We start from the raw sequence: 21,284 nt of genomic DNA, 5'->3' as shown, positions 1-21,284 counted from the left end.
CGGCGCTTCCCGCCTCAGCTGGTGGATGCGGGGAAGTAGAGCTCGCCACGGCTGGCCATGCGCTTCAGGCCCTCCGTCGGCGCGAAGCGCGGACCATAGGCCTTCGCCATGCGCTCGCACTCGGCGACGAAGGTGGCGGGGCCGACGGTGTCGATGAGCGAGAGCGTGCCGCCGGTCCAGGACGGAAAGCCCCAGCCGAGGATGGCGCCGATATCGGCATCCGCCGGCGCGGTGATCACCCCCTCCTCATGGCAGCGGGCGGTCTCCAGCGCCTGGATGTAGAGGATGCGGCGCTTGACCTCGGCAATATCCGGTTGCGTGGCCGCGTGCGGATACAGCCTGGCGAGTCCCGGCCACAGGTGCTTCTTCTGCCCCTTGGGGTAGTCGTAGAAGCCGCCACCCTGGCGGCGTCCAGGGCGCTTCTGCTTGTCCACCATCTCGTGCACGACATCGATGGCCGAGGGCGCCTTGTAGGCCGAGCCGAGGTCGAGCCGGGTCTGGCGGTCCACCTTCTGGATCAGTTCGATGGTCACCTCGTCGCTCACCGCGAGCGGGCCCACCGCCATGCCGGCCTGCACGGCGGCGTTCTCGATGAGCGCCGGGTTCACGCCGTCCTTCAGCAGCGCCATGCCCTCGTTGGTGTAGGTGGCGAAAACGCGGCTGGTGTAGAAACCGCGGCTGTCGTGCACGACGATCGGTGTCTTGCGGATCTGCCGCACGAAGTCCAGCGCCCGGGCCAGCGCCTCGTCGGAGGTCTGCTTGCCGAGGATGACTTCCACCAGCGGCATGCGGTCCACCGGCGAGAAGAAGTGCAGGCCGATGAAGGACGCGGGCCGCTTCGACAGCTCCGCCAGGCCGGTGATCGGCAGTGTCGAGGTGTTGGAGGCGAAGATGGCCGTCGCCGGCAGCACCTGCTCCGCCTGGGCGATGACCTTGCCCTTGATTTCCCGGTCCTCGAATACCGCCTCGATCACCAGGTCGCAACCCGCCAGGTCGCTGTAGCTGGTGGTGGGCTCGATGCGCCCGAGCAGGGCCTCGGCCTCCGCGGCGGTCGTGCGCGACTTCTCCAGCGCCTTCTGCGTCAGCTTGCGCGAGTAATCCTTGCCGCGATCGGCTTCTTCCCGGGTACGATCGAGGAGCACGGTGTGGATACCGGCGCCGGCGCTGCAATAGGCGATGCCCGCACCCATCATGCCGGCGCCGAGGATGCCGAGCCTGGTGACGCGGCTGGCCGGCACGGCTGCCGGCCGGCGCACCAGCTTGTCGGCGGCCTGCTTGTTGACGAACAGGGTACGCGTCATGTTGCGCGCCACCGCACCCGCCATCAGCTGCGTGAAGTAGCGCGATTCGATGCGCAGGCCCGCGTCGATCGGCACCGTCGTGCCCTCGTAGACCGCGGCGAGGATGGCCATCGGGGCGGGGTAGTTGTCGCCACCGGCGGCCTTGCCGGCAAGTGCCGTCGCCACCGTGAACAGCTGTGCCGATGCCGGGTTCTCGAAGCCCGTACCGCCTGGCAGGCGGAAGCCGCGCTTGTCCCAGGGTTGCACCGCTTCGGGGCCGGACTGCAGCCAGCGCAGCGCGGCGGCCCTGAGTTCGCCGGGCTCGACCACCTCGTCGATGACACCGAGCGCCAGTGCCTCGTCCACGTTCAGGTGGTTGCCCCGGGTCAGCAGCTCGAGTGCCTTCTGCACGCCGATCAGGCGCGGCAGGCGCTGCGTGCCGCCGCCGCCCGGCAGCAGGCCGAGTGTCACCTCGGGCAGGCCGAGGCGCGTCTTCGCCTGGCGGGCGGCAATGCGGTGGTGGCAGGCGAGGCAGACTTCCAGGCCGCCGCCGAGCGCGGTGCCATTGATGGCCGCGACCACCGGCTTGCCGCAGGTTTCCAGGCGGCGCAGCGCGCGGTTGACCGTCGAATGCGTGGCGTGCAGCTCCGCGACCGGGCGCCCGCGGGACATCTCCTGGAGCATCCACTTGAGATCGGCACCGGCGACGAAGTCCGCTTTGCCGGAGGTGATGATCGCGCCCTTGATCCTGGCGTCCGTCGCCACCTGCTCGACCAGTTGCTGGAGACAGGCGGTGAAGGCGGGGTCCATGACGTTCATCGGCTTGCCGGGCACGTCGATGGTCAGCGTGGCGATGCCGGCGGCATCGACTTCAAGGCGGATCGGTTCGTTCATGTGCGTCGTGTGCCCCTTGTTCAGACACGCTCGATGATGGTGGCGGTGCCCATGCCGGCGCCGACGCACAGCGTGATCAGCGCCGTGCGCAGGTTGCGTCGCTCGAGCTCATCGATGGCGGTGCCGAGGATCATGGCGCCGGTCGCCCCGAGCGGATGCCCCAGGGCGATGGCGCCGCCATTGACGTTGACCTTGTCCGGCGCCACGTCCAGCGCCTGCATGAAGCGGATCACCACCGCGGCGAATGCCTCGTTGACCTCGAACAGGTCGATGTCGCGGATGCTCATGCCGCAGCGCTTCAGTACCTTCTCGGTCGCCGGGGCCGGCCCGGTCAGCATGATGGTCGGCTCGGTGCCGGTGGACGCAAAGCCGACGATCCGCGCCCGGGCCCGCAGCCCGAGTGCCGCGCCGATCTCGCGGTTGCCGATCAGCGTCGCGGCCGCACCGTCGACGATGCCGCTGGAGTTACCGGCGTGGTGGATGTGCTCGATGCGCTCCAGCTGCGGATAGCGCTGCAGGGCGATGGCGTCGAAGGCGAAGTCCTCGCCCATGCGCTCGAAGGAGGGCTTGAGGCCGGCGAGTTCCTCCATGGTCGTGGCCGGGCGCATGTGCTCGTCGCGGTCGAGTACCGTCTGGCCGATCTGGTCCACCACCGGCACGATGGAACGGGTGAAGAGACCCTGCTGCCAGGCCTGGGCTGCGCGACGCTGGCTCTCCACGGCAAAGGCATCCACCGCCTGGCGGGATATGCCATAGAGCGTCGCCAGCAGGTCGGCGCTGATGCCCTGCGGGATGTAGCGGGTCCTGTGCGCCACCTGCGGGTCGGCGGCCCAGGCGCCACCGTCGGAGCCCATCGCCACGCGAGACAGCGACTCCACGCCGCCACCGATGCACAGGTCCGATTGCCCGGCCATGATCTGGGCGGCGGCGGTATTCACCGCCTCCAGGCCCGAGGCGCAGAAGCGGTTGAGCTGCTTGCCCGGCACGTTGATGGCGTAGCCGGCATTGAGGGTGGCCACGCGCGCGATGTTCGCACCCTGCTCGCCGATCGGCGTCACGCAACCGAGCACCACGTCGTCGACGCGGCTGGTGTCGAGCGAGTTGCGATCGCGGATGGCCTGCAGCGCCTGCGTGGCCAGCTCGATGGACGTGATCTCGTGCAGGCTGCCATTGGGCTTGCCGCGGCCGCGCGGCGTGCGCACGTGGTCATAGATGAAGGCGTCGATCATCCCCGTGATCTCCGGTTTGCGGAAGGGCGGCGGCCAGAGGGCAACGCCACGGCGGTAGTCAACCGCCTTGACATGCTAGCCGAGGCCGGCTCGCGGCGTCCAGTGGCGTCCGGCGGCCGGGCCCCGCGCGGTGCAGGCAGGCGCCTGGGTCGTTGAGAATGTCAATATGATTGCCTAGAATGCCGTACCAGGGCGCGGCCACGCGTCGCCGGATTGCTCCCCAGACCCATGGCCTACGGCCGCACGCACACAGCCACCGGCAGCATGGCGTCCGACGCCATCGCCTACCCGCATGCGACCCTGCCTGAGCCGGGCGGATCGGTGGCGGTTGCCGACGGAGTCCACTGGCTGCGGATGCCGCTGCCGTTCATCCTCAACCATATCAACCTCTGGCTGCTGGCGGACGGCGATGGCTGGACCATCGTCGATACCGGGCTCGACACCGCGCAGATCCGTGAACTCTGGCAGACGCTGCACGCGGGCATGATGGCGGGCCGGCCGGTCCGGCGCCTCATCGTCACGCATCACCACCCCGACCACTTCGGTCTGGCTGCCTGGCTGGTCGGGCGTTTCGGCTGCGAGCTGTGGATGACGACCCCGGAGTTCCGCATGGCCGGGCAGGCCGTCGCCGACGACAGCTTCGACAGCGACGGCAGCCGGCTGGCGTTTTTCCGCCACCATGGCCTGCAGGGCGAGCGCCTCGGGGCGCTGCAGGCCTGGGGCGGGACCTACCGGCGTGCCATCTCCGGCCTGCCAGCCGGGTTCAAGCCCCTGCATGACGGCGCCGTGCTCCGGATTGGCGGCCAGGACTGGCGGGTGATCACCGGCCAGGGGCATTCACCGGACCACGCCACGCTGCATTGTCCGGAACTGGGGCTGCTGATCTCCGGCGACCACGTGCTGCCTGCCATCACCCCGCACATCGGCGTGTGGCATGTCGAGCCCGATGCCGATCCCATCCGCCAGTACCTGGCCTCGCTGCAGCGTTTTGCCGTGCTGCCGGCCGGGACGCTGGTGCTGCCGGCGCACGGCCAGCCGTTCACGGGGTTGCAGCCACGCCTGGAGGCGCTCGCTGGCCACCATGCGCAGCGCTTCGAACTGCTGTTGCGCCATTGCGTGGAGCCGCAGACCGCGGCCGATGTCCTCGCGTCGCTGTTCCGCCGCCGGCTCAACGCGCACCAGCTGTACTTCGCGATGAGCGAAGCGATCGCGCACCTCAACCATCTGTATCGCGGCGGCCAGCTGCTGCGCGAGCGGGACGCCGGCGGCACCTTCCGCTTCCGCCGGCCCTGAGGTCCCGGCGGCGGGTCAGTCTGGACCAGGCCGCAGCCGGCGCCAGGTGGAACGCATGGCCCTCCGCCGTGCTCCACAGCCAGACAGTCGCCTCGCCCGGGTGGACGAACGGGATGCAGGGATATATGGTCCGGGGATGCCTTGCAGCAAGGCAATCATCCGCTGGCAGCCCCGCGGATGCCGGGACGGATCCATAGCACATGTACTCGTTCGCCAACATGCTCCGGCGTGCCGCACTGGTCAACCGCCACGGCATCGCCACGCGCTTCGAGGGCCGGCAGACAAGCTGGGCGGAAACCCTCGATCGCGTGCAACGCCTCGCGTCCGCGCTGCAGCGGCTGGGGCTGGCGCCCGGCGACCGCGTGGCGATCCTCGCCGCCAACAGCGAACTCTATGTCCAGCTGCTGTTCGCGATTCCCTGGGCAGGCGGCGTGGTGGTACCCATCAATACCCGCCTCGCCGGCGAGGAGATCGCCCACTGCCTGGCCGATTCCGGCAGCCGGCTGCTGATCGTCGACGATGGCTTCCTGCGCGCGGCGCGACAGTTGCAGGCCCTGGCGCCAGGTCTCGTGCAACTGGTCTACGCCGGCGGCGCCAGCGAGACCCCCGGAGACTGTCTGGGCCTGGCGGGGCTGCTCGCGGCCTGCGAACCCGCGGCGGACGCCGGGCGCGGCGGCAGCGACCTGTTCGCGCTCTATTACACCGGTGGCACGACCGGTCGTTCGAAGGGCGTGATGCTGACTCACCAGGGGATGATCACCAATACGCTGCAGTGGATCCTGGAGATCGGTGTCGGCCGCGATGACGTGCTGCTGGTCGTCGCGCCGATGTTCCACCTGGTCGGCGGGCTGAACGCCATCGCGGCGGCAGCCCTCGGCGCCGGCCTGTGCCTGATGCCGCGCTTCGATCCACGCGCCGTTCTGCAGATGATCGAGGCCGAGCAGGTGACCAAGGCGGCCCTGGTGCCGACGATGATCAATGCGATCGTGGCCCACCCCGAGATCGCGAACTTCGACCTCTCCAGCCTGCGCCGCATTTCCTATGGCGGCTCGCCGATTTCCGAAACGCTGCTGCGGCGTACGCTCGCGGTCATGCCGCAGACCCTGCTGTACCAGGTCTACGGCCAGACCGAGGGCGGGCCGAACATCAGCATCCTGAAGCCCCGGGACCACCGTATCGCCGTGGATGGCAGCAGCAAGCTGGGCTCTGCCGGCCAGCCGATCACCGGCACCGAGGTGGTCATCCTCGACCACGACGAGGCCGTGCTGCCTGCCGGCGCGGTCGGCGAGATCTGCGTGCGCGGGCTCACCGTGTCACCCGGCTACTGGAACCTGCCGGAGGAAACCGCCAAGGCCCAGCGCGGCGGCTGGCTCCACACCGGCGATGCCGGTTACCTCGACGCCGACGGCTTCCTCTACATCGTCGATCGGATCAAGGACATGATCATCACGGGTGGCGAGAACGTCTACAGCCAGGAAGTCGAGAATGCGCTGTATTCCCATCCCGCGGTCGCGGAGTGCGCCGTGTTCGGCATTCCCGACGAGCGCTGGGGAGAACGGGTGCATGCCGTGGTGCGCCTGCGCGAGGGATGCAGCGCAAGCGGCGTCGAACTCATCGCCCACTGCCGCAGGCAACTGGCTGCCTACAAGTGCATCCGCAGCGTCGATTTCCGCAGCGAGCCGTTTCCGCTGAGCGGTGCCAACAAGATCCTGAAGCGCGAACTGCGGGCGGCCTACTGGGATTCGCGGCCCCGCCAGGTGTAGGCCTGCTGGCCTCAGGCCGCGCTGGTTGGGGTACTGCCACGCAGGCTGACGACGACCTTGCCCTCGACGTTGCGCTCCTGCAGGCAGGCGAGGGCGAGGGCTGCCTGTTCCAGCGGGAAGACCTGGTGGATCGGTGGCGCGAGGCGACCGGCGTCGAGCAGGGCGCGCAGCGCGCGCATGTTGGCGGCCGCCTCCGCGGGTTGCTCGTCGCGAAAGCGGCCGTAGTACACGCCGACGACCGCGTAGCCTTTCAGCAGGGCGAGATTGACCGGGAAGCGCGGGATGGTGCCGCTGGCGAAGCCGATCACCAGCAGGCGCCCGTTCCAGGCGAGGCAGCGGCTCGCCTGGTCGAAGGCCTCGCCACCGACAGGGTCGAATATCACGTCCGCCCCGCGTCCGCCTGTCAGGCCCTTCACCGCATCGCGCAGTGCGCCGTCGCGGTAATCGATGACGGCGTCGGCGCCCTGCGCGCGCAGGAAGTCGAGCTTCCGCTCGCTGCCGGCCGCGGCCAGGACCCGCGCGCCGAGTGCCTTGCCGATCTGCACGGCGGCAGTGCCGGTGCCACCGGCGGCACCGAGCACCAGCAGGGTCTCGCCGGGCTGCAGGCGGCCGCGTTGCACGAGGGCGTGATACGCCGTGCCGTAGGCACCCGGGAAGGCGGCGGCCGCCTCGGGCGAGAGGCTGGCGGGGCGCGGGTCGACGTCGCGGGCCCGTGCCACGGCGTACTCGGCCAGTCCGCCGAGAAACGTCGCCGCCATCACCGGCTGGCCCAGCGCGAGGCCGGTGACACCGGCGCCCAGCTGATCGATGACGCCGGCGACCTCGCCCCCGGGAATGAAGGGCAGGGCCGGCCGCTCCTGGTACTTGCCGGCGACCAGCAGCAGGTCGGGAAAGTTGATGCCGCAGGCCTCGACCTGGATGCGTACCTGGCCGGTCGCGGCCTGAGGCAGCGGCACGGTGCCGGGCTCCAGGACCCCGGGCGGGCCGAGCCGGCGGCAGAGCATGGCCCTCATGCCCGCAGCCATGGTGTCATCCGGCCGCGGGCGCCGCCCCGAGGACCCACATCGCCAGCGTGGTAGCCGCCAGCGCCGGGCGGTCCGAGCCGCGGATCTCCACGGCCACCTCCGAGCGCATCAGCAGCCGGCCGCCGCCCTTGTTCTCCACGGCCAGCAGCGTGGACACGGCGCGCACCGCGGCACCCGCCGGCACCGGCGCCAGGAAGCGCAAGCGGTCGAGGCCGTAGTTGAGGCCCCAGCTGACGCCTTCGGGCTGCAACTGGATGGGCTCGAGCAGCAGCGGCAGCAGCGACAGCGTCAGGTAGCCGTGGGCAATGGTCGAGCCGAAGGGCGTGGCGCGTGCAGCGACGGGATCGACGTGGATGAACTGGTGGTCGCCGGTGACTTCCGCGAAGCGGTCGATCCGTGCCTGGTCGATCTCGAACCAGTTCTCGGCGACCAGCCGTCGGCCGACATACGCGGCGAGCCCGGCGGTGCTGACGAGGATCGGCAAGGGGGACCTCCCGTGGCTGGCGTGGCGATGCCCGCGCGTCGTTCGGTCGCAGCCTAGCAGCTTGTAAACGAAATTGACAAGCAAGGGGAGTGCAGGATAGCGTCCCCATGATGGGCGGCAGCCGTGCCCGCCCATTGACCGGGAGATGGCGGATGGCGGATTCCGGCACAGGCAGCGCGCGACCGGCGGTGGCCATCACCGGCATGGGCGTGGTGTCCGCGTATGGTTGCGATCCCGGGGTGTTCTACCGCGGGCTTCTGGACGACAGGCTGGTGATCGAGGCCGTGCCCCTGCCAGGGGACCCCGCAGGGCGCAGCGTCTGGTGGTCCATGGTCAGGGACTTCGACCCCGGCGCCTGGATGGACGAGAAGGTCTGCAGCGGCACCGACGTGCTGGCCCAGTGGACCATCGCCGCCGCCACACAGGCCCTGCGCCAGTCGGGTCTGCAGCCCGATCCGTTGCGCACCGCGGTGGTCCAGGGCACGAGCATGTCCGGCGTGCAGTCGCTGATGCGCGCCCAGCACGAGATCGATTTGCGGGGGCCGGCCGCCTTCCCGCGCAAGACGATGATGAAGGCGCTCAGCAACATGGGCGCGGCGCAGATCACCATGCTGCACGGCCTGCATGGGCCCAGCCTCACCGTCTCCACCGCCTGCGCATCGAGCATCGACGCCCTCGGCATCGCCAGCGGCCTCATCGCCGGCGGCCGCGCCGATGCCGCCATCGTCGGCGGCACCGAGGCCGGCCACAGTCTCGTCTCCGGCGGCGCCGACGGCGGGTTCGTCCCCGCCATGGTCTATGCCCCGGCCATGTTCGGCATGCAGTCGCCTTCGGCGGACCCGCGACGTGCCTGCATGCCCTTCGACGCCGAACGCTCGGGCATCGTCACCAGCGAAGGCTCCGCGGCCTTCGTGCTGGAGCGCGCCGACCTCGCCGCGCAGCGGGGTGCGCGCATATTCGGCTACGTGCGCGGCTACGGCTCTCTCGCCGACGCCTTCCATCCCTCGGCGCCCGAGCCCACGGGCCGCTGGGAGGCGCAGGCCATGCGCCTCGCGCTGGAGGATGCGCAGCTGGCGCCGGCGGAGGTCGATGCGCTCTATGCGCACGCCACCGGTACGCCGGTCGGAGACACGCCGGAGATCCGCGCCATCAACAGCGTCTACGGCGGGCGGCGCAGGCCTCTTGCCGTCACTTCCATCAAGGGCCATTTCGGCCATGCCGCGGCGGCCTCGGGCGGGCTGTCGCTGGTCGCCGCGCTGCTGGCGATGGGCGAGGGCCGCGTGGTGCACACGGCCAACACCTCGCGGCTCGACACCGAGATCGGCTTCGATGTCGTGCTCGGGCAGCCGCGAGAGATGCCGGTCGCGGTGGTCGGCATCAATGCCTTCGGTTTCGGCGGCCAGAACTCGGCGCTGCTGGTCAGCCGTGCGCCGCCCGGCCCACGCTCCGCCACTCGGCAGGGCTGACCATGCTGCTGGGCATAGCCGACAGCATCGTCCTGCGCTGCTTTGCCTCTCCGGAGCGGACCGCCATCGAGGTGGTCGGCGGCGTTTCCCTGACCTATGGCGAGGTCTGGCGTCGCATCCGCGGCCTGGCGGACGCGGTGTCGGGTTGTGCTGCCGGCCGCCACGGCCGCATGGTGGCGCTGTTGCTGCCGAACGGCGCGGACGCGGCCCTGGCGCTCGCCGCCTGCCAGATTGCCGGTGTCGTCGCCGTACCCCTCAACGGGCGGCTGACGGCACCGGAGATGCGCCACATCCTCATCGATGCCGACTGCCGGCTGCTGCTCACCGCCGGGCAGTTCCTCGGCATCGCGCGCCAGGCGGCCAGCGGCCTGCCGCTGGAGGTCATCGATGCCGCAGCGCTGCCGACCCCGGCGCATGCCGCGCGACCCGAGCTCGGGCGCCGTGATGCGGGTGCCGAACCCTGCGTGGTCGGCTACACCTCCGGCACCACCGGCTTTCCCAAGGGCGCGGTCTACACCCACGATTACTACACGATGAACAACTACCGCTGGGGCTGGGCATTCGGCCTCTCTGGCGAGCATGTCGTGCTCATCGCGGGTCCGATGTTCCACATCTCCTACGCCGGCTTCGCCCTCGCGGGGCTGACCATCGGCGCGCGGGTGCGGATCATGCCGGAGTTCTCCGCGGCCATGGCGCTCGATGAACTCGACCGGCACTGCAGCTTCGCCTTCCTGGTGCCGACCATGCTGCGCATGCTGGCCGACGAGTGGGAGCAGCGCGGCCGTCCGCCCATGGGTGCCGCCCGCCACCTGATCAGTGCCGGTGCGCCGGTGACGGCCAGCCTGCTGCGCACCATCATGCAGATGTTCCCGGCGGCGAAGATTGCCGAGATGTATGGCTGGACCGAGGGCTCGTTCGCCACCTACGAGGTCAAGCAGGCCGACGACCTGCTGCCCAACAGTGTCGGCTGGCCGGCGCTCGGCGCCGACGTGGCGCTGTTCGGCGAGGATGGCGAACCCTGCGGCGTCGGCGTGGCCGGCGAGATCGGCGTGCGCGGGCCGGTACCCTTCGCCGGCTATCTCGGCAACCCCGAGGCGACCGCGGCAGCCTTCCACCGGGGCTACCTCATGTCGGGCGACATCGGCGTCTTCCAGCCCGACGGGCGCCTGTGCCTCGTCGACCGCAAGAAGGACGTCATCATTACCGGCGGCGAAAACGTCTACACCATGGAGGTCGAGCGAGTTCTGCTCGAGCATCCCGCGGTACGCGAATGCGCGGTAGTCGGTCTGCCCGACGAGCGCTGGGGCGAGCGCATCGGTGCGCTGCTGGTGGTGGACGACCCGGCGCCGGACACCCGGCAGTTGCTCGAGTTCTGCAGGTCGCGGCTGGCGGGGTACAAGGTGCCGCGCCAGTTTGCCTTCGCCAGCGAGTTGCCCCGCAATTCGATGGGGAAGGTGCAGAAGGCGCGGGTGGCGGAGCACCTGTCGGGCAGTGGCAGGGTCTGCAATCAATGATGCCGGCACCGATTGACAGCCTGTGATTGATCAAGTAGGTTGACAAAAGGAGTGACTTAAATCATTGCATTGCTTCCGGGCCTGTCGCTTCGCGCGGCTGGCCTGCGAGGCGCTTGTATGCAGGGGTCGGGTTCACCGGGGAGGTGTCATGTCTCAGTTCAGGATGGGAAGTGTCGTTATCGGCGCAGCAGTCGCCCTGGCCACCATGGCCAGTCCGGCGGTTCAGGCCCAGCAGCAGGGCAGCAGTCTTGCGCTGCCGGAGATCATCGTCACGGCGCAGAAGCGCGAGGAACGCCTCGTCGACGTTCCCGTGTCGGTGGCAGTCGTCAGTGGCGACGTCCTCGAGGACTTCAAGATCACCGCGCTGGACGACATGGACCGCCTGGTACCGTCCCTCTACATCAATTCCACGCCGGGCAACAACGCGGTGTTCGTGCGCGGCATCGGCTCGACCGCCGGCAACCTCACGGTCGAGCAGTCCGTGGCGCTGTTCGTCGACGGTGTCTACAGCGGCCGCGCCCGGCAGTTCATGGCACCCTTCCTCGACGTCGAGCGGGTGGAAGTCCTGCGCGGACCACAGGGCGCGATATTCGGCATCAATACCAGCGCCGGCGCGGTGAGCGTCACCACGGCGAAGCCGACCAAGGACTTCGTCGCGCACGTCAAGGCGGGCTATGAGTTCGAGTACGACTCCTACGAACTCGACGGCGTGGTCTCCGGTCCGCTCATGGACGGGCTGCAGGGCCGCCTCGCGGTCAACTACAAGGACATCGGCGGCTACCTGAAGAACACCATCACCGGGGATGACGAGCCGGAGTCGGAGAACTTCCTGATCCGCGGCTCCCTGGCCTGGCAGCCGACCGATGCCATCTCGGCGCTGGCCAAGCTGGAGTATGCGAACTTCGATACCTACGGCAGCAACTACCAGCGCTACCTGATGCCGGAGTACTACTCCATCGATGACCGCAAGGAGGAGGGCGGCATGTGGCACAAGGATGTCGACCACAGCGAGGCGGCCAACTTCGAGCTGACCTTCAATTTCGACATCGGCCAGGGCATGCTGACCTCGATCTCTGCCTACTCGACCTTCAACTACGACAAGTGGATCAATGCAGACCAGATGCCGCAGAACGCCTGGCTGACCAATTTCCGCGAGGACTTCCAGCAGTTCTCGCAGGAGTTGCGCTACACCTCGCCGGCCGGCGGACTGTTCGAGTATTTCTTTGGCGGATATTTCCATTACAACGAGATCGACCCGCTGGTCGCCATGAGCCAGGTGCAGATCCCGCTGAGCACGTCTGCCACTGCCAAGCACCAGGTCACCTACCGTCAGGACGACAATGTCTATTCGCTGTTCGGCAGCCTGACCTGGAACATCAATGATCAGTGGAGCCTCACCGGCGACCTGCGCTATACCGATGACAGCAAGAGTGCCATGCAGGAGCGGCACACCATTTCCGGGGTGACGCCGCCAAGCTGGGGTGCCCAGACGCTCAATGGACGCCGGACCGACAGCACGCTGGACCCGGCGGTCAAGCTGAAGTGGGAGCCCAGCACGGACCTGATGGTGTACCTGTCCTATGCCGAGGGTTCGAAGAGCGGTGGCTGGCAGGGGAATGCGCGTGACCTGACTGCGGCCACCTGGGAAATCAAGGGTGAGTCCTCGGAGAACATCGAGGCGGGCGTCAAGGCGCAGCTGCTGGATGGCCGCGCCTTCGTTGCCGTGACGGTCTTCGACACCGACTTCGAGAACCTGCAGGTTTCGCAGTGGACGGGCACGGCGTTCTCGCTGAAGAACGCCGCCAAGGCCAATTCCAAGGGCGTGGAAGTCGACGGCTCCTGGCGCATCGCCGAGCCCTGGACCCTGCAGGGCGGCTTTGCCTACCTCGATGCCCAGTACGATGACTTCCCCGGGGCCCCATGTCCGTTCGACAACCCGACGTGCAACCCGGCGACCAACAACCTCAAGGGCGCGCAACTGGGCTGGGCGCCGGAATGGAGCGGCAACCTGTCCCTCACCTACGAGCAGATACTGGCCGACAGCATGCTGCTCAGGGCGACCCTGTCCGCCCAGTATCGTGACGATGTGTGGCTGGACACCGCTGGCGACAGGGGCCCGGCCTACAACAAGCAGGATGCCACGACCTGGATCGATGCCCGGGTGGCCGTGGGTCCCGACGACGACCGCTGGCTGTTTGCCTTGTACGGCAGGAACCTGACCGACGAGAAGACCAAGTCGCACAACTACCCGTTCCCGTTCCCCGCCAACATCATTGCGGGGCGCACCACCTACGTCGACGGTACCGACCGGTTCCGCGAAATCGGTGTCGAGGTGACCTACAACTTCTGATCAGGCGCATGATGGACGCCGGCGGGTCCGGTTCCCGCCGGCGTCTGCACGAGAAGGACGCATGCGCAGCGCACTGCCCGCAGTCGCTGCACAGGGGGGTATCGATGAACAGCAACATCTCCCGGCTGGCTGGCCTGATTCTGGCCTCCGTATTCATGATTCCCGGCGGGGCGCTGGCGGCGCAGGCCGCGGACTCCCGGGCGAAACCCGCCCCTGCCGCGGGGTCACCCGCGTCGGCGACCAGCCGGATCGTGCTGCTCGGCACCGGCGGCGGCCCCATCGCCCGCATCGGGCGTTCGCAGCCGGCCACGCTGCTGCAGGTCGGGACCCGGGCCTATCTCATCGACGTCGGCGAGGGCACGCCCCGCCAGATGGTACGGGCCGGCGTGAAGCCCAGCGCCGTGGATGCGGTGTTCTTCACCCACCTGCATCTGGACCACACTGCCGGCCTCATGGGCTTCCTTGCCCTCGACTGGACCGATCGCCGCCAGAAGCCGGTGGAAATCTACGGACCGCCGGGGACGCAGTCCCTGGTCCACGACACGCTGCAGGCGCTGAAGACCGGGGAAGTGATCTATCGGCTGCAGATCCCGGGACTGCCGGAGATGGCCTCGGTGTTCTCCGGGCACGACTGGGAGGTGACGACCGCACGCGAGGTGTATCGCGACGGCACCATCACCGTGCGCGCCGTCGAGAATTCCCACTACAGCACGATGCAAATGCCCAGGACGGACCATGGCATCGATCGTGCCTATTCCTACCGCTTCGACATGCCTGGTCGTTCGGTCGTGATCACGGGCGACACCGGCCCGAGCCGGGCCGTCGAGGAGCTGGCACGGGGTGCCGACGTCCTCGTCAGCGAGCTGATCGACCTGGATTCGGTGATCGCCAGCCTGCAGGCACGCAAGGCGGCCACCGGGGTCGACCAGCAGCCGCTGATCGACCACATGGAGAAGGAACACCTGACGCCCGAGAACATCGGCCGCCTGGCCGCAGCTGCCGGCGTGAAGCGCGTGGTGCTCACGCACTTCGGCACGGCCCCGGGGGTGGAGGCGATCGACCGCGACGCGATCATCGCCGGCATCCGCAAGCACTACCAGGGGCCGGTCGATCTCGGCGAGGACCTGGCAGCCTACTGAGCAGGCAGCCCGTCCGGGCTCAGAGATTGCTCTTGCGCCAGCGCGAGGTCCTGATCCGCGGGGTCGGTGGCCGTGATGAGCGCCTGGCGCGGGTGGTGACGATGACCGGCCCCCAGTCGGCGTAGAGCATCCGGTGCAGGTCGCTGATGGCCTTCTTGCCCAGCCGTCGCTCGAGTTCCGCTTCCATGGCGGCGATGGTGCGCAAGGCTGCGGTGTAGATGCCCTTGCCGTCCTTGCTGGGCTCGACGATCTTGGCACGCCCGTCGGCCGGATCGGGCACCAGTCTCACCAGGCCGTCACGTTCCATTTCCACGAGGGTGCGCTGGACTGCCTGCCGGCTGACGCCAATGGCACGGGCGAGGTCCGACGGCCGCGTGATGCCATCGGACAGGTTCACCATGATCATCGACTGGGTGCGGGACAGCGACGGCCAGCCATCGGCGGCCAGGCTCTTCTGCAGGCCTTCGTCGCACCAGTAGAAGGCGTGCAGCAATCCCCTCATCAACGACTTGTCAGGTACCGGCATGTGGCCTCGCGCTGGGCATGCGACCCGGAAACTCAGGTGGAACCGCGAAGCCCGGGCCGGTGATCGATCGCGCGGATCGTTCGTCCGGGGCTGCTGCGGCTGGCCGCTATGTTAATGCGTTGCGCGGCCGAATTCCGCCTGTTCCGTCCATCCGGTGGCGATAGTGCGTAAAAACAGCGGAACCGGCGGTGGCAGGTATCCGCCGGTCCCGCTGCCGTCCCGGCAGGGGTCATTCCCGCCCCATTTCTGACCAGTCGGAAGCGGCTGTCTGGCGGGCTGCACCCTGGCCCGGACTATTTCTTCCTGGTGGAGGGCTGTGCGGTACGCCGGTCGAGGGCGGCCGCTCCGAACTTGGCCTCCTTGGTGGCGCGTGTGCGGGCATTCCACTTGCGGATGTTCTCGCCGGCGACCTTCTTCTGCTCGGCCATGGCTGCGTCATAACCCGGTGCCCGCAGGCAGATTTCGGTCTGCAGGCCGTTGGGATCGTACATGTAGATCGAGCGGACGATGCCGTGGTCCACCGGCCCGTGGCAGCTGACGCCGGCCGCGTTGATGCGCTTCTGCCACTCGAGCAGCTCCTTCTCGGTGTTCACCAGGAAAGCCACGTGGCGGTCGAAGCCCGCGGTGCGCTGGAACTGCCCCTCGGAGGCGCCGTCCGGCTCGTCGAAGAAGGCGATGGTGTTGCCGTCGGCGAGGGCGAAGAACAGGTGCAGGTAGGGAATGTCCTTCTCCAGGCCGGCGACTTTCTCGTTGATGATCGCCGCCACCAGCGGCAGGCCGAGGACATCCTCGTAGAACCACCGGGTCTGCTCGGCGTCGCGGCAACGGTAGGCCGCGTGATGGATGCTGCTGATCGGCGCGAGGGCGCCAGTGCTGGCTGTCTGGGCTGCGTTGCTCATCGGTGAATGCTCCCTCTGATTGCTGCGTGGGGCGGCGCCCGGGGCAGGGCCGGGCATCCATCGCCCGGGAAGCGTCCCACGGCGCGGAAGAATTGTCAATATGGTTGACGGAATCCGCGACTGGCGTGGCTCAGCCGCCGTCGGCATCGCCGAAGTCGACCCCCGGCCCGCCGGCCCGGTACTGCTTCAGGTAGCGTCGCGCCACGGACTGGATGTGGACCTCGTCGGGGCCGTCGTAGATGCGCGCCTCGCGGGCATGCCGGTACATCCGGCTGAGCGGCGTGTCGTCGGTGAGGCCGAGCGCGCCGTGCACCTGGATCGCCCGGTCGATGACGTTGTGGAGCATGCGCGCGCCCACCACCTTGATGGTGCCGATCATCTCGCGCGCTTCCAGGCCGGCGTCGAGCTGCCGGGCGGCGTCGAGAGTCAGCATGCGGCAGGCCTGGATCTCCGCCGCGCTCTCGAATACATGACTCTGCATCAGCTGCTTGTGGGCGAGGGGCTCGCCGAAGGCGATGCGCTCGTTGAGCCGCCGGCACATCAGGTCGAAGGCCCGCTGCGCCTGCCCCAGCCAGCGCATGCAGTGGAAGATCCGCCCCGGTCCCAGGCGCTGCTGGGCGATGCTGAAGCCCTTGCCGCGCGGGCCGAGCAGGTTCTCCTGCGGGACGCGCACGTCGTCGTAGACGACCTCCCAGTGGCCCCCTGCGATGCCGAGCAGTGGCGTCTCGCGCACGATCCGGTAGCCCCGCGTGCTGGTCGGCACGATGATCATGCTGAAGCACTCGTGGCGCGGGCCATCGGTCTCCGTCCGGCACATGACCGTGGTGTACTCCGCATCCCCGGCGCCGGTGGTGAACCACTTGCGCCCGTTGATCACCCACTGCCCGTTCTCCAGCCTGGCGGTGGTCTGAAGCTGGGTCGGATCGGAGCTGGCGACGTCCGGCTCGGTCATTGCGAAGCTCGGGATGATCTCGCCCGCGACCAGCGGGGCCAGGTAGCGCTCGCGCCACTGCGGGGCCGCGTGGCGATGCAACATGAGCGAGTCCTGCAGCGACAGCGTGCCCAGTGCCTGCATGGCATGGAAGGAGCGGCCGATCACCTCGTTCACGTGCACATAGTCGAGGAAGGGCATGCCCTGGCCGCCGATCTCCCGCGGGTGGCCGAGGGCCCAGAGGCCCGCCGCCTTGGCTTCCTCGATGAGCCGGGCCATGACGAGGTTGCGCTGGGTGCGCGTGCCCTGGTCCAGTTCCGTCTCGGCCGGATAGACGCGATCCTCGACGAAGCGCAGCACGCGGCGGCGCAGGTCCTTCCAGTCGGGTTTGTTCACGGTCTTCTCGTTGGCTGTGAAGTGGGGACCGCCTCAGCCGCCGATCACGCCGGCCCGGGCGAGCTCATCGATCTCCGCGGCAGCGAAGCCCGCTCCGGACAGCACGTCGCGCGAGTCGCTGCCCGGCAGGGGTGGGGACTGCGGAGTGCCGGGCGGCGTGCGGCTGAAACGCGGTGCCGGCGCGTGCTGCAGCACGCCGCCGACCTCGATGAACGACTGGCGTGCGACATGGTGCGGATGGCGCGCCGCTTCCGGCCCGGTCAGCACCGGTGCGAAGCAGGCGTCCGTGCCTTCGAGCAGAGCGCACCATTCTTCGCGGGTACGGCTGCGGAAGACTGCCGCCAGTTCCGCCCGCAATGCCTGCCAGTTCTCCCGGCTGGCCTGGCCCGATTCCATGCGAAAGCCGCATGCGGCGAAGCGCGCCGGATCGAGGCCGGCCTTCTCGATCAGCAGGGCATAGAACTGCGGCTCCAGCGGGCCGATGGCCACGTACTTGCCGTCGCGGGTCTCGTAGGTACCGTAGTAGTGCGCGGCACCGGAGAGGAAGCCGGTCCCCGGGCGGTCGTCGTACAGGCCCATCGCCCGCATGCCGTGGAAGGTGGCCATGAGGGCATTGCTGCCATCGATCATCGCCGCGTCCACCACCTGTCCCTTCCCCGTGCGGCGCGCCTCCAGCAGTGCGCAGACCAGGCCGAAGGCGAGCAGCATGCCACCGCCGCCGAAGTCGCCGACGAGGTTCAGCGGCGGCACCGGCGGACCACCGGGCTGGCCGATGCCGGCGAGGGCCCCCGCCAGCGCGATGTAGTTGATGTCGTGGCCCGCAGCGGATGCCAGCGGCCCATCCTGGCCCCAGCCGGTGACGCGCCCATAGACCAGCCGCGGATTGCGCGCGAAGCAGTCCTCCGGGCCGAAGCCCAGCCTCTCCGCGACGCCCGGGCGGAAGCCCTCGAAGAGCGCGTCGGCGCCGGCTGCCAGCCGCAGCAGCACGTCGACCCCGCGCGGGGATTTGAGATCCAGCAGCAGCGAACGACGATTGCGGCACAGGGGGTCTAGACGCTGCTGTGCGCTGGTGCCCGGGCGATCGATGCGCAGCACCTCGGCACCCATGTCGCCGAGCATCATGCCGCAGAACGGCCCGGGACCGAGGCCGGCCACCTCGATGATGCGCAGCCCGGCGAGCGGACCCTGGCTCATGACGCCTTGCCGCCGCCCGGACCTGCGGATTTCTTCCGCGGGTCGAGGCCGATCGACCGGGCGATGATCTCGCGCATCACCTCCGAGGAGCCGGCGAAGATGCGCGAGACGCGCGCGTTGCGGTACATGCGCGAGATCGGGTACTCCTCCATGTAGCCGGCCCCGCCGTGCAGCTGCACGCACTCGTCGAGCACGCGCCCCTCGACCTCGCTGGCGAACAGTTTGGCGCGCGCGGCCATGTCGGCCGTGAGCTGGCCGGCGTTGTGGCGCCGCACGCAGGTATCGACGAACACCTGGGCGACATCCAGCTCGGTGCGCATGTCGGCCATCTTGAAGCGGTTGACCTGGAAGTCGGCCACCGTCTGGCCGAACATGCGGCGTTCGCGGATGAAGTCGAAGGTGATGTCGAAGGCCACCTGGGCATTGGCGACGTAGGTGCAGGCGCCGAGCAGGCGTTCCTCGGCGAGGAACTGCATGAGGTAGTAGAAGCCGCGCTTCGGGTCGCCGAGCACGTTGGCCTTCGGCACCCGCACGTTGTCGAAGAACAGCTCGGCCGTATCCTGGGCATCGAGCCCCATCTTCTTCAGCCGGCGCCCGCGCGAGAAGCCTTCCATGCCGCGCTCGACCAGGAACAGGCCGATCTGCCGCGGCACGGTCGGGTCGGTGCGCGCCGCCACGACGAACAGGTCGCCGATGATGCCGTTGGAGATGTAGGTCTTCTGGCCGTTCAGCAGGTAGTGGTCGCCACGATCCTCGGCGCGGCAGCGCATGCCGGCGAGGTCGCTGCCCGCGCCGGTCTCGGTCATGGCGATGCCGAGGATGGTCTCGCCGCGGACACAGGCAGGCAGGAAGCGCTGCTTCTGTTCCTCGGTGCCGAGCACGGCGATGTAGGGCGCCACCAGCCGGCTGTGCAAGTGCAGGAACAGCCCGGCATCGCCATGGCGGAAGTTTTCCTCCATGACGATCTGCTCGTAACGGAAGTCCTCCACGCCGGCGCCGCCGTAGGCGGGATCGAGGAACATGCACAGCAGTCCCTGCTCGCCGGCCTTGCGGTAGACCTCGCGGTCGACCTGGCCCTGTGCGCGCCAGGCCTCGGCATGCGGGGCGATCTCGTTGCAGAAGAAGCGGCGCGTGGCTTCGCGGAAGATCTCGTGGTCGTCGTCGAAGTGTCCCTGTCTCATCGTCGCTCCCCATCCTTGCCCGCCACCGACTTCGTGGCAGGACGCTTGTTGCGGAATTCCTCCAGGCGCTCGCGGAAGTATGCGCTCGCCCCGCATGCTTCCTGGAGCACCGCCTCGCGGCGGAAGACCTCGTCGAAACCGGCCTGGGCCGCCAGGCGCATGAGGCGCTTGGTGCCCGCCACGGCCGCGGGCGACAGGGCAGCCAGCCGGCCCGCCCAGCGCACGGCCTCCGCCATCAGCTCCGCCGCCGGAACCACCCGGTTGGCGAGTCCCAGTTCCAGTGCACGAGCGGCCGGGATGCGCTCGGACTCCAGCGCCAGCTGCAGCGCGCGCCGATATCCCAGCTGGCGGACCAGCAGCCAGCTGGCGCCGCCGTCGGGCACCAGGCCGATGCGGCTGAAGGCGGCGCTGAGGTAGGCGTCCTCGGCCATCAGCAGCAGATCGCAGTGCAGGGCGAGCGACATGCCCACCCCCGAGGCCGGGCCGGCGACGGCGGCGATCACCGGCTTGTCCATCGCGGCGATCGCCTCGAAGCAGGGCAGGTATTCCTCGAGCAGCTCGCGCTCGACATTCCCCGAGCCGGCTTCCTTGAGATCCGCTCCGGCGCAGAAGGCACGGCCACGGCCGCCCAGCACCACGGCGCGGATCGCCTCGTCGCCGGCAAGGCGGTGGAGCGCCTCGCCGAGTTCCCCGCGCAGCTGCCGCGTGAAGGCATTCAGCGCCTCCGGGCGGTCGAGCAGCAGTACGGCGACGGCGCCGTCGCGCTCGAGCGCGAGCTGCCGCTGCGCGCTCATGCCCTGGCTCCCAGCGCCCGGCGCAGCGAATCCTCGACAGCCTGCGGGTAGTCGGCATCGGTGTCGAAGCCGGTCACCTCGCCCCAGCGGGCGAGGACCGCCTCGGCAGTGAGTGCGTCGCCGGCGTCCAGCCGCAGGCCGCGGCTCCTCTGCCAGCGCAGGCCGGCAAACCAGCCGCCGCCCGCCTCGAACAGCGCGCCGTTCTCGCGGCAGTCCTCGTGGGCCAGCACGACCAGCAGCGGCACCACCTGCCCCGGCTGCAGCTTCGCGGCGAGTTCCGCGGGCATGACGCCGCTGGTGAAAGGCGTGGCGGCCAGCGGCGCCACCGCATTGCTCAGCAGGTTCTTCGCCGCGCCTTCCCGCGCCAGCGTGCGCATCATGCCGACGAGGCCGAGCTTGGCGGCAGCGTAGTTGGCCTGGCCGAAGTTGCCGTAGAGGCCGGCCGCCGAGGCGATGAACAGGATGCGCCCGAACTGCCTCCCGGTCATGTGCGGCCATGCCGCCCGGGTGATGCGCCAGGCGCCGGTCAGGTGCACGTCATTGACGGCCCGCCAGTCGTCCTCGGTCATCTTGCCGAAGCTGCGGTCGCGGATGATGCCGGCGTTGTTGATGAGCACGTCGACGCTGCCGAAGGCATCCATCGCCGCCGCGATGATGTGCCCGCCGTCGAGCACCGAGTCGGTATTGGCCACGGCCCGTCCACCCCGGACGGTGATGGAATCCGCCACGGCGATGGCGCTGCGGGTGCCGTCTGCAGCCACGCCGGGATCGTTGACGAGGACGTTCGCACCGCGTTGCGCGAATTCCAGGGCATAGGCCCTGCCGAGCCCGGAGCCGGCGCCGGTCACCACCACGGTGCGCCCGTCAAAGCGCAGTGCGCCGGCCGCCTGGGTCACGCTGCCGCCCATCCTGTCCCCTTGCTGCCG

General features: G+C 69.1%; 17 protein-coding genes. 6 read left to right on the top strand and 11 right to left on the bottom strand.

Annotated elements, in window-relative coordinates; genetic code table 11:
• Positions 1–14: 14 nt before the first annotated feature.
• Together HRU81_08970 and HRU81_08965 are read right to left on the bottom strand one after the other, a co-directional pair.
• On the bottom strand, positions 15–2,174 hold the full coding sequence (locus HRU81_08970; GenBank protein ID QOJ32220.1) for an enoyl-CoA hydratase/isomerase family protein: 2,160 nt from the start codon (positions 2,172–2,174) through the stop codon (positions 15–17).
• 20 nt (positions 2,175–2,194) lie between these two features.
• Positions 2,195–3,403: an acetyl-CoA C-acetyltransferase gene (locus tag HRU81_08965; GenBank protein ID QOJ32219.1), complete on the bottom strand. Its 1,209-nt coding sequence runs from the start codon at positions 3,401–3,403 to the stop codon at positions 2,195–2,197.
• A gap of 264 nt (positions 3,404–3,667) precedes the next feature.
• Between HRU81_08965 and HRU81_08960 the strand changes: the two genes are divergently transcribed.
• Both HRU81_08960 and HRU81_08955 read left to right on the top strand, forming a co-directional pair.
• Positions 3,668–4,696 carry an MBL fold metallo-hydrolase gene (locus tag HRU81_08960; protein QOJ32218.1) on the top strand — a complete coding sequence of 343 codons (1,029 nt, stop codon included), beginning with the start codon at positions 3,668–3,670 and terminating at the stop codon, positions 4,694–4,696.
• A 218-nt stretch (positions 4,697–4,914) separates the two neighbouring features.
• Positions 4,915–6,459, top strand: coding sequence for a long-chain-fatty-acid--CoA ligase (locus tag HRU81_08955; GenBank protein ID QOJ33354.1), 1,545 nt, complete (start codon positions 4,915–4,917; stop codon positions 6,457–6,459).
• 11 nt (positions 6,460–6,470) lie between these two features.
• Here HRU81_08955 and HRU81_08950 read toward each other — a convergent pair whose 3' ends face one another.
• On the bottom strand, positions 6,471–7,472 hold the full coding sequence (locus HRU81_08950; protein ID QOJ33353.1) for an NADPH:quinone oxidoreductase family protein: 1,002 nt from the start codon (positions 7,470–7,472) through the stop codon (positions 6,471–6,473).
• Positions 7,473–7,488: 16 nt separating this feature from the next.
• Positions 7,489–8,103, bottom strand: coding sequence for a MaoC family dehydratase (locus tag HRU81_08945; GenBank protein QOJ32217.1), 615 nt, complete (start codon positions 8,101–8,103; stop codon positions 7,489–7,491).
• A 17-nt stretch (positions 8,104–8,120) separates the two neighbouring features.
• Here HRU81_08945 and HRU81_08940 point away from each other — a divergent pair, with 17 nt between their 5' ends.
• The 4 genes from HRU81_08940 to HRU81_08925 all read left to right on the top strand — a co-directional run bounded on the left by HRU81_08940 (position 8,121) and on the right by HRU81_08925 (position 14,437).
• Entirely contained in the window at positions 8,121–9,434 is a 1,314-nt protein-coding gene (locus HRU81_08940) for a beta-ketoacyl-[acyl-carrier-protein] synthase family protein (protein QOJ32216.1), read from the top strand.
• 2 nt (positions 9,435–9,436) lie between these two features.
• Positions 9,437–10,948: an acyl--CoA ligase gene (locus HRU81_08935; GenBank protein ID QOJ32215.1), complete on the top strand. Its 1,512-nt coding sequence runs from the start codon at positions 9,437–9,439 to the stop codon at positions 10,946–10,948.
• Positions 10,949–11,096: 148 nt separating this feature from the next.
• Entirely contained in the window at positions 11,097–13,298 is a 2,202-nt protein-coding gene (locus HRU81_08930; GenBank protein ID QOJ32214.1) for a TonB-dependent receptor, read from the top strand.
• Positions 13,299–13,402: 104 nt separating this feature from the next.
• The gene (locus HRU81_08925) at positions 13,403–14,437 is read left to right on the top strand and encodes an MBL fold metallo-hydrolase (GenBank protein ID QOJ32213.1); all 1,035 of its coding nucleotides are present in this window, start codon (positions 13,403–13,405) and stop codon (positions 14,435–14,437) included.
• Positions 14,438–14,456: 19 nt separating this feature from the next.
• On the opposite strand, the gene HRU81_08920 is transcribed toward HRU81_08925, so the two are convergent.
• The 7 genes from HRU81_08920 to HRU81_08890 form a co-directional block, all read right to left on the bottom strand.
• Complete coding sequence (locus tag HRU81_08920) at positions 14,457–14,963, bottom strand: MarR family transcriptional regulator (protein QOJ32212.1); 507 nt, start codon at positions 14,961–14,963, stop codon at positions 14,457–14,459.
• 293 nt (positions 14,964–15,256) lie between these two features.
• Complete coding sequence (locus tag HRU81_08915; GenBank protein QOJ32211.1) at positions 15,257–15,862, bottom strand: VOC family protein; 606 nt, start codon at positions 15,860–15,862, stop codon at positions 15,257–15,259.
• 130 nt (positions 15,863–15,992) lie between these two features.
• The gene (locus HRU81_08910; protein ID QOJ32210.1) at positions 15,993–17,189 is read right to left on the bottom strand and encodes an acyl-CoA dehydrogenase family protein; all 1,197 of its coding nucleotides are present in this window, start codon (positions 17,187–17,189) and stop codon (positions 15,993–15,995) included.
• A gap of 33 nt (positions 17,190–17,222) precedes the next feature.
• Positions 17,223–18,383: a CoA transferase gene (locus HRU81_08905; GenBank protein QOJ32209.1), complete on the bottom strand. Its 1,161-nt coding sequence runs from the start codon at positions 18,381–18,383 to the stop codon at positions 17,223–17,225.
• Positions 18,380–19,564, bottom strand: a complete 1,185-nt coding sequence (locus HRU81_08900; GenBank protein ID QOJ32208.1) for an acyl-CoA dehydrogenase family protein — start codon at positions 19,562–19,564, stop codon at positions 18,380–18,382. The genes HRU81_08905 and HRU81_08900 overlap by 4 nt, the downstream gene beginning before the upstream one ends.
• Positions 19,561–20,358, bottom strand: coding sequence for an enoyl-CoA hydratase/isomerase family protein (locus HRU81_08895; protein ID QOJ32207.1), 798 nt, complete (start codon positions 20,356–20,358; stop codon positions 19,561–19,563). Before HRU81_08895 ends, HRU81_08900 begins: the two co-directional genes overlap by 4 nt.
• A complete protein-coding gene (locus HRU81_08890; GenBank protein QOJ32206.1) occupies positions 20,355–21,266 on the bottom strand; it encodes an SDR family oxidoreductase in 912 nt (303 codons plus the stop codon). Before HRU81_08890 ends, HRU81_08895 begins: the two co-directional genes overlap by 4 nt.
• Positions 21,267–21,284 lie beyond the last annotated feature (18 nt).

The organism is Gammaproteobacteria bacterium (assembly GCA_015709695.1).
GTDB lineage: Bacteria > Pseudomonadota > Gammaproteobacteria > Steroidobacterales.
Note: the sequence above shows the minus strand (reverse complement) of the source record. Positions and strands in the feature narration are given on the sequence as shown.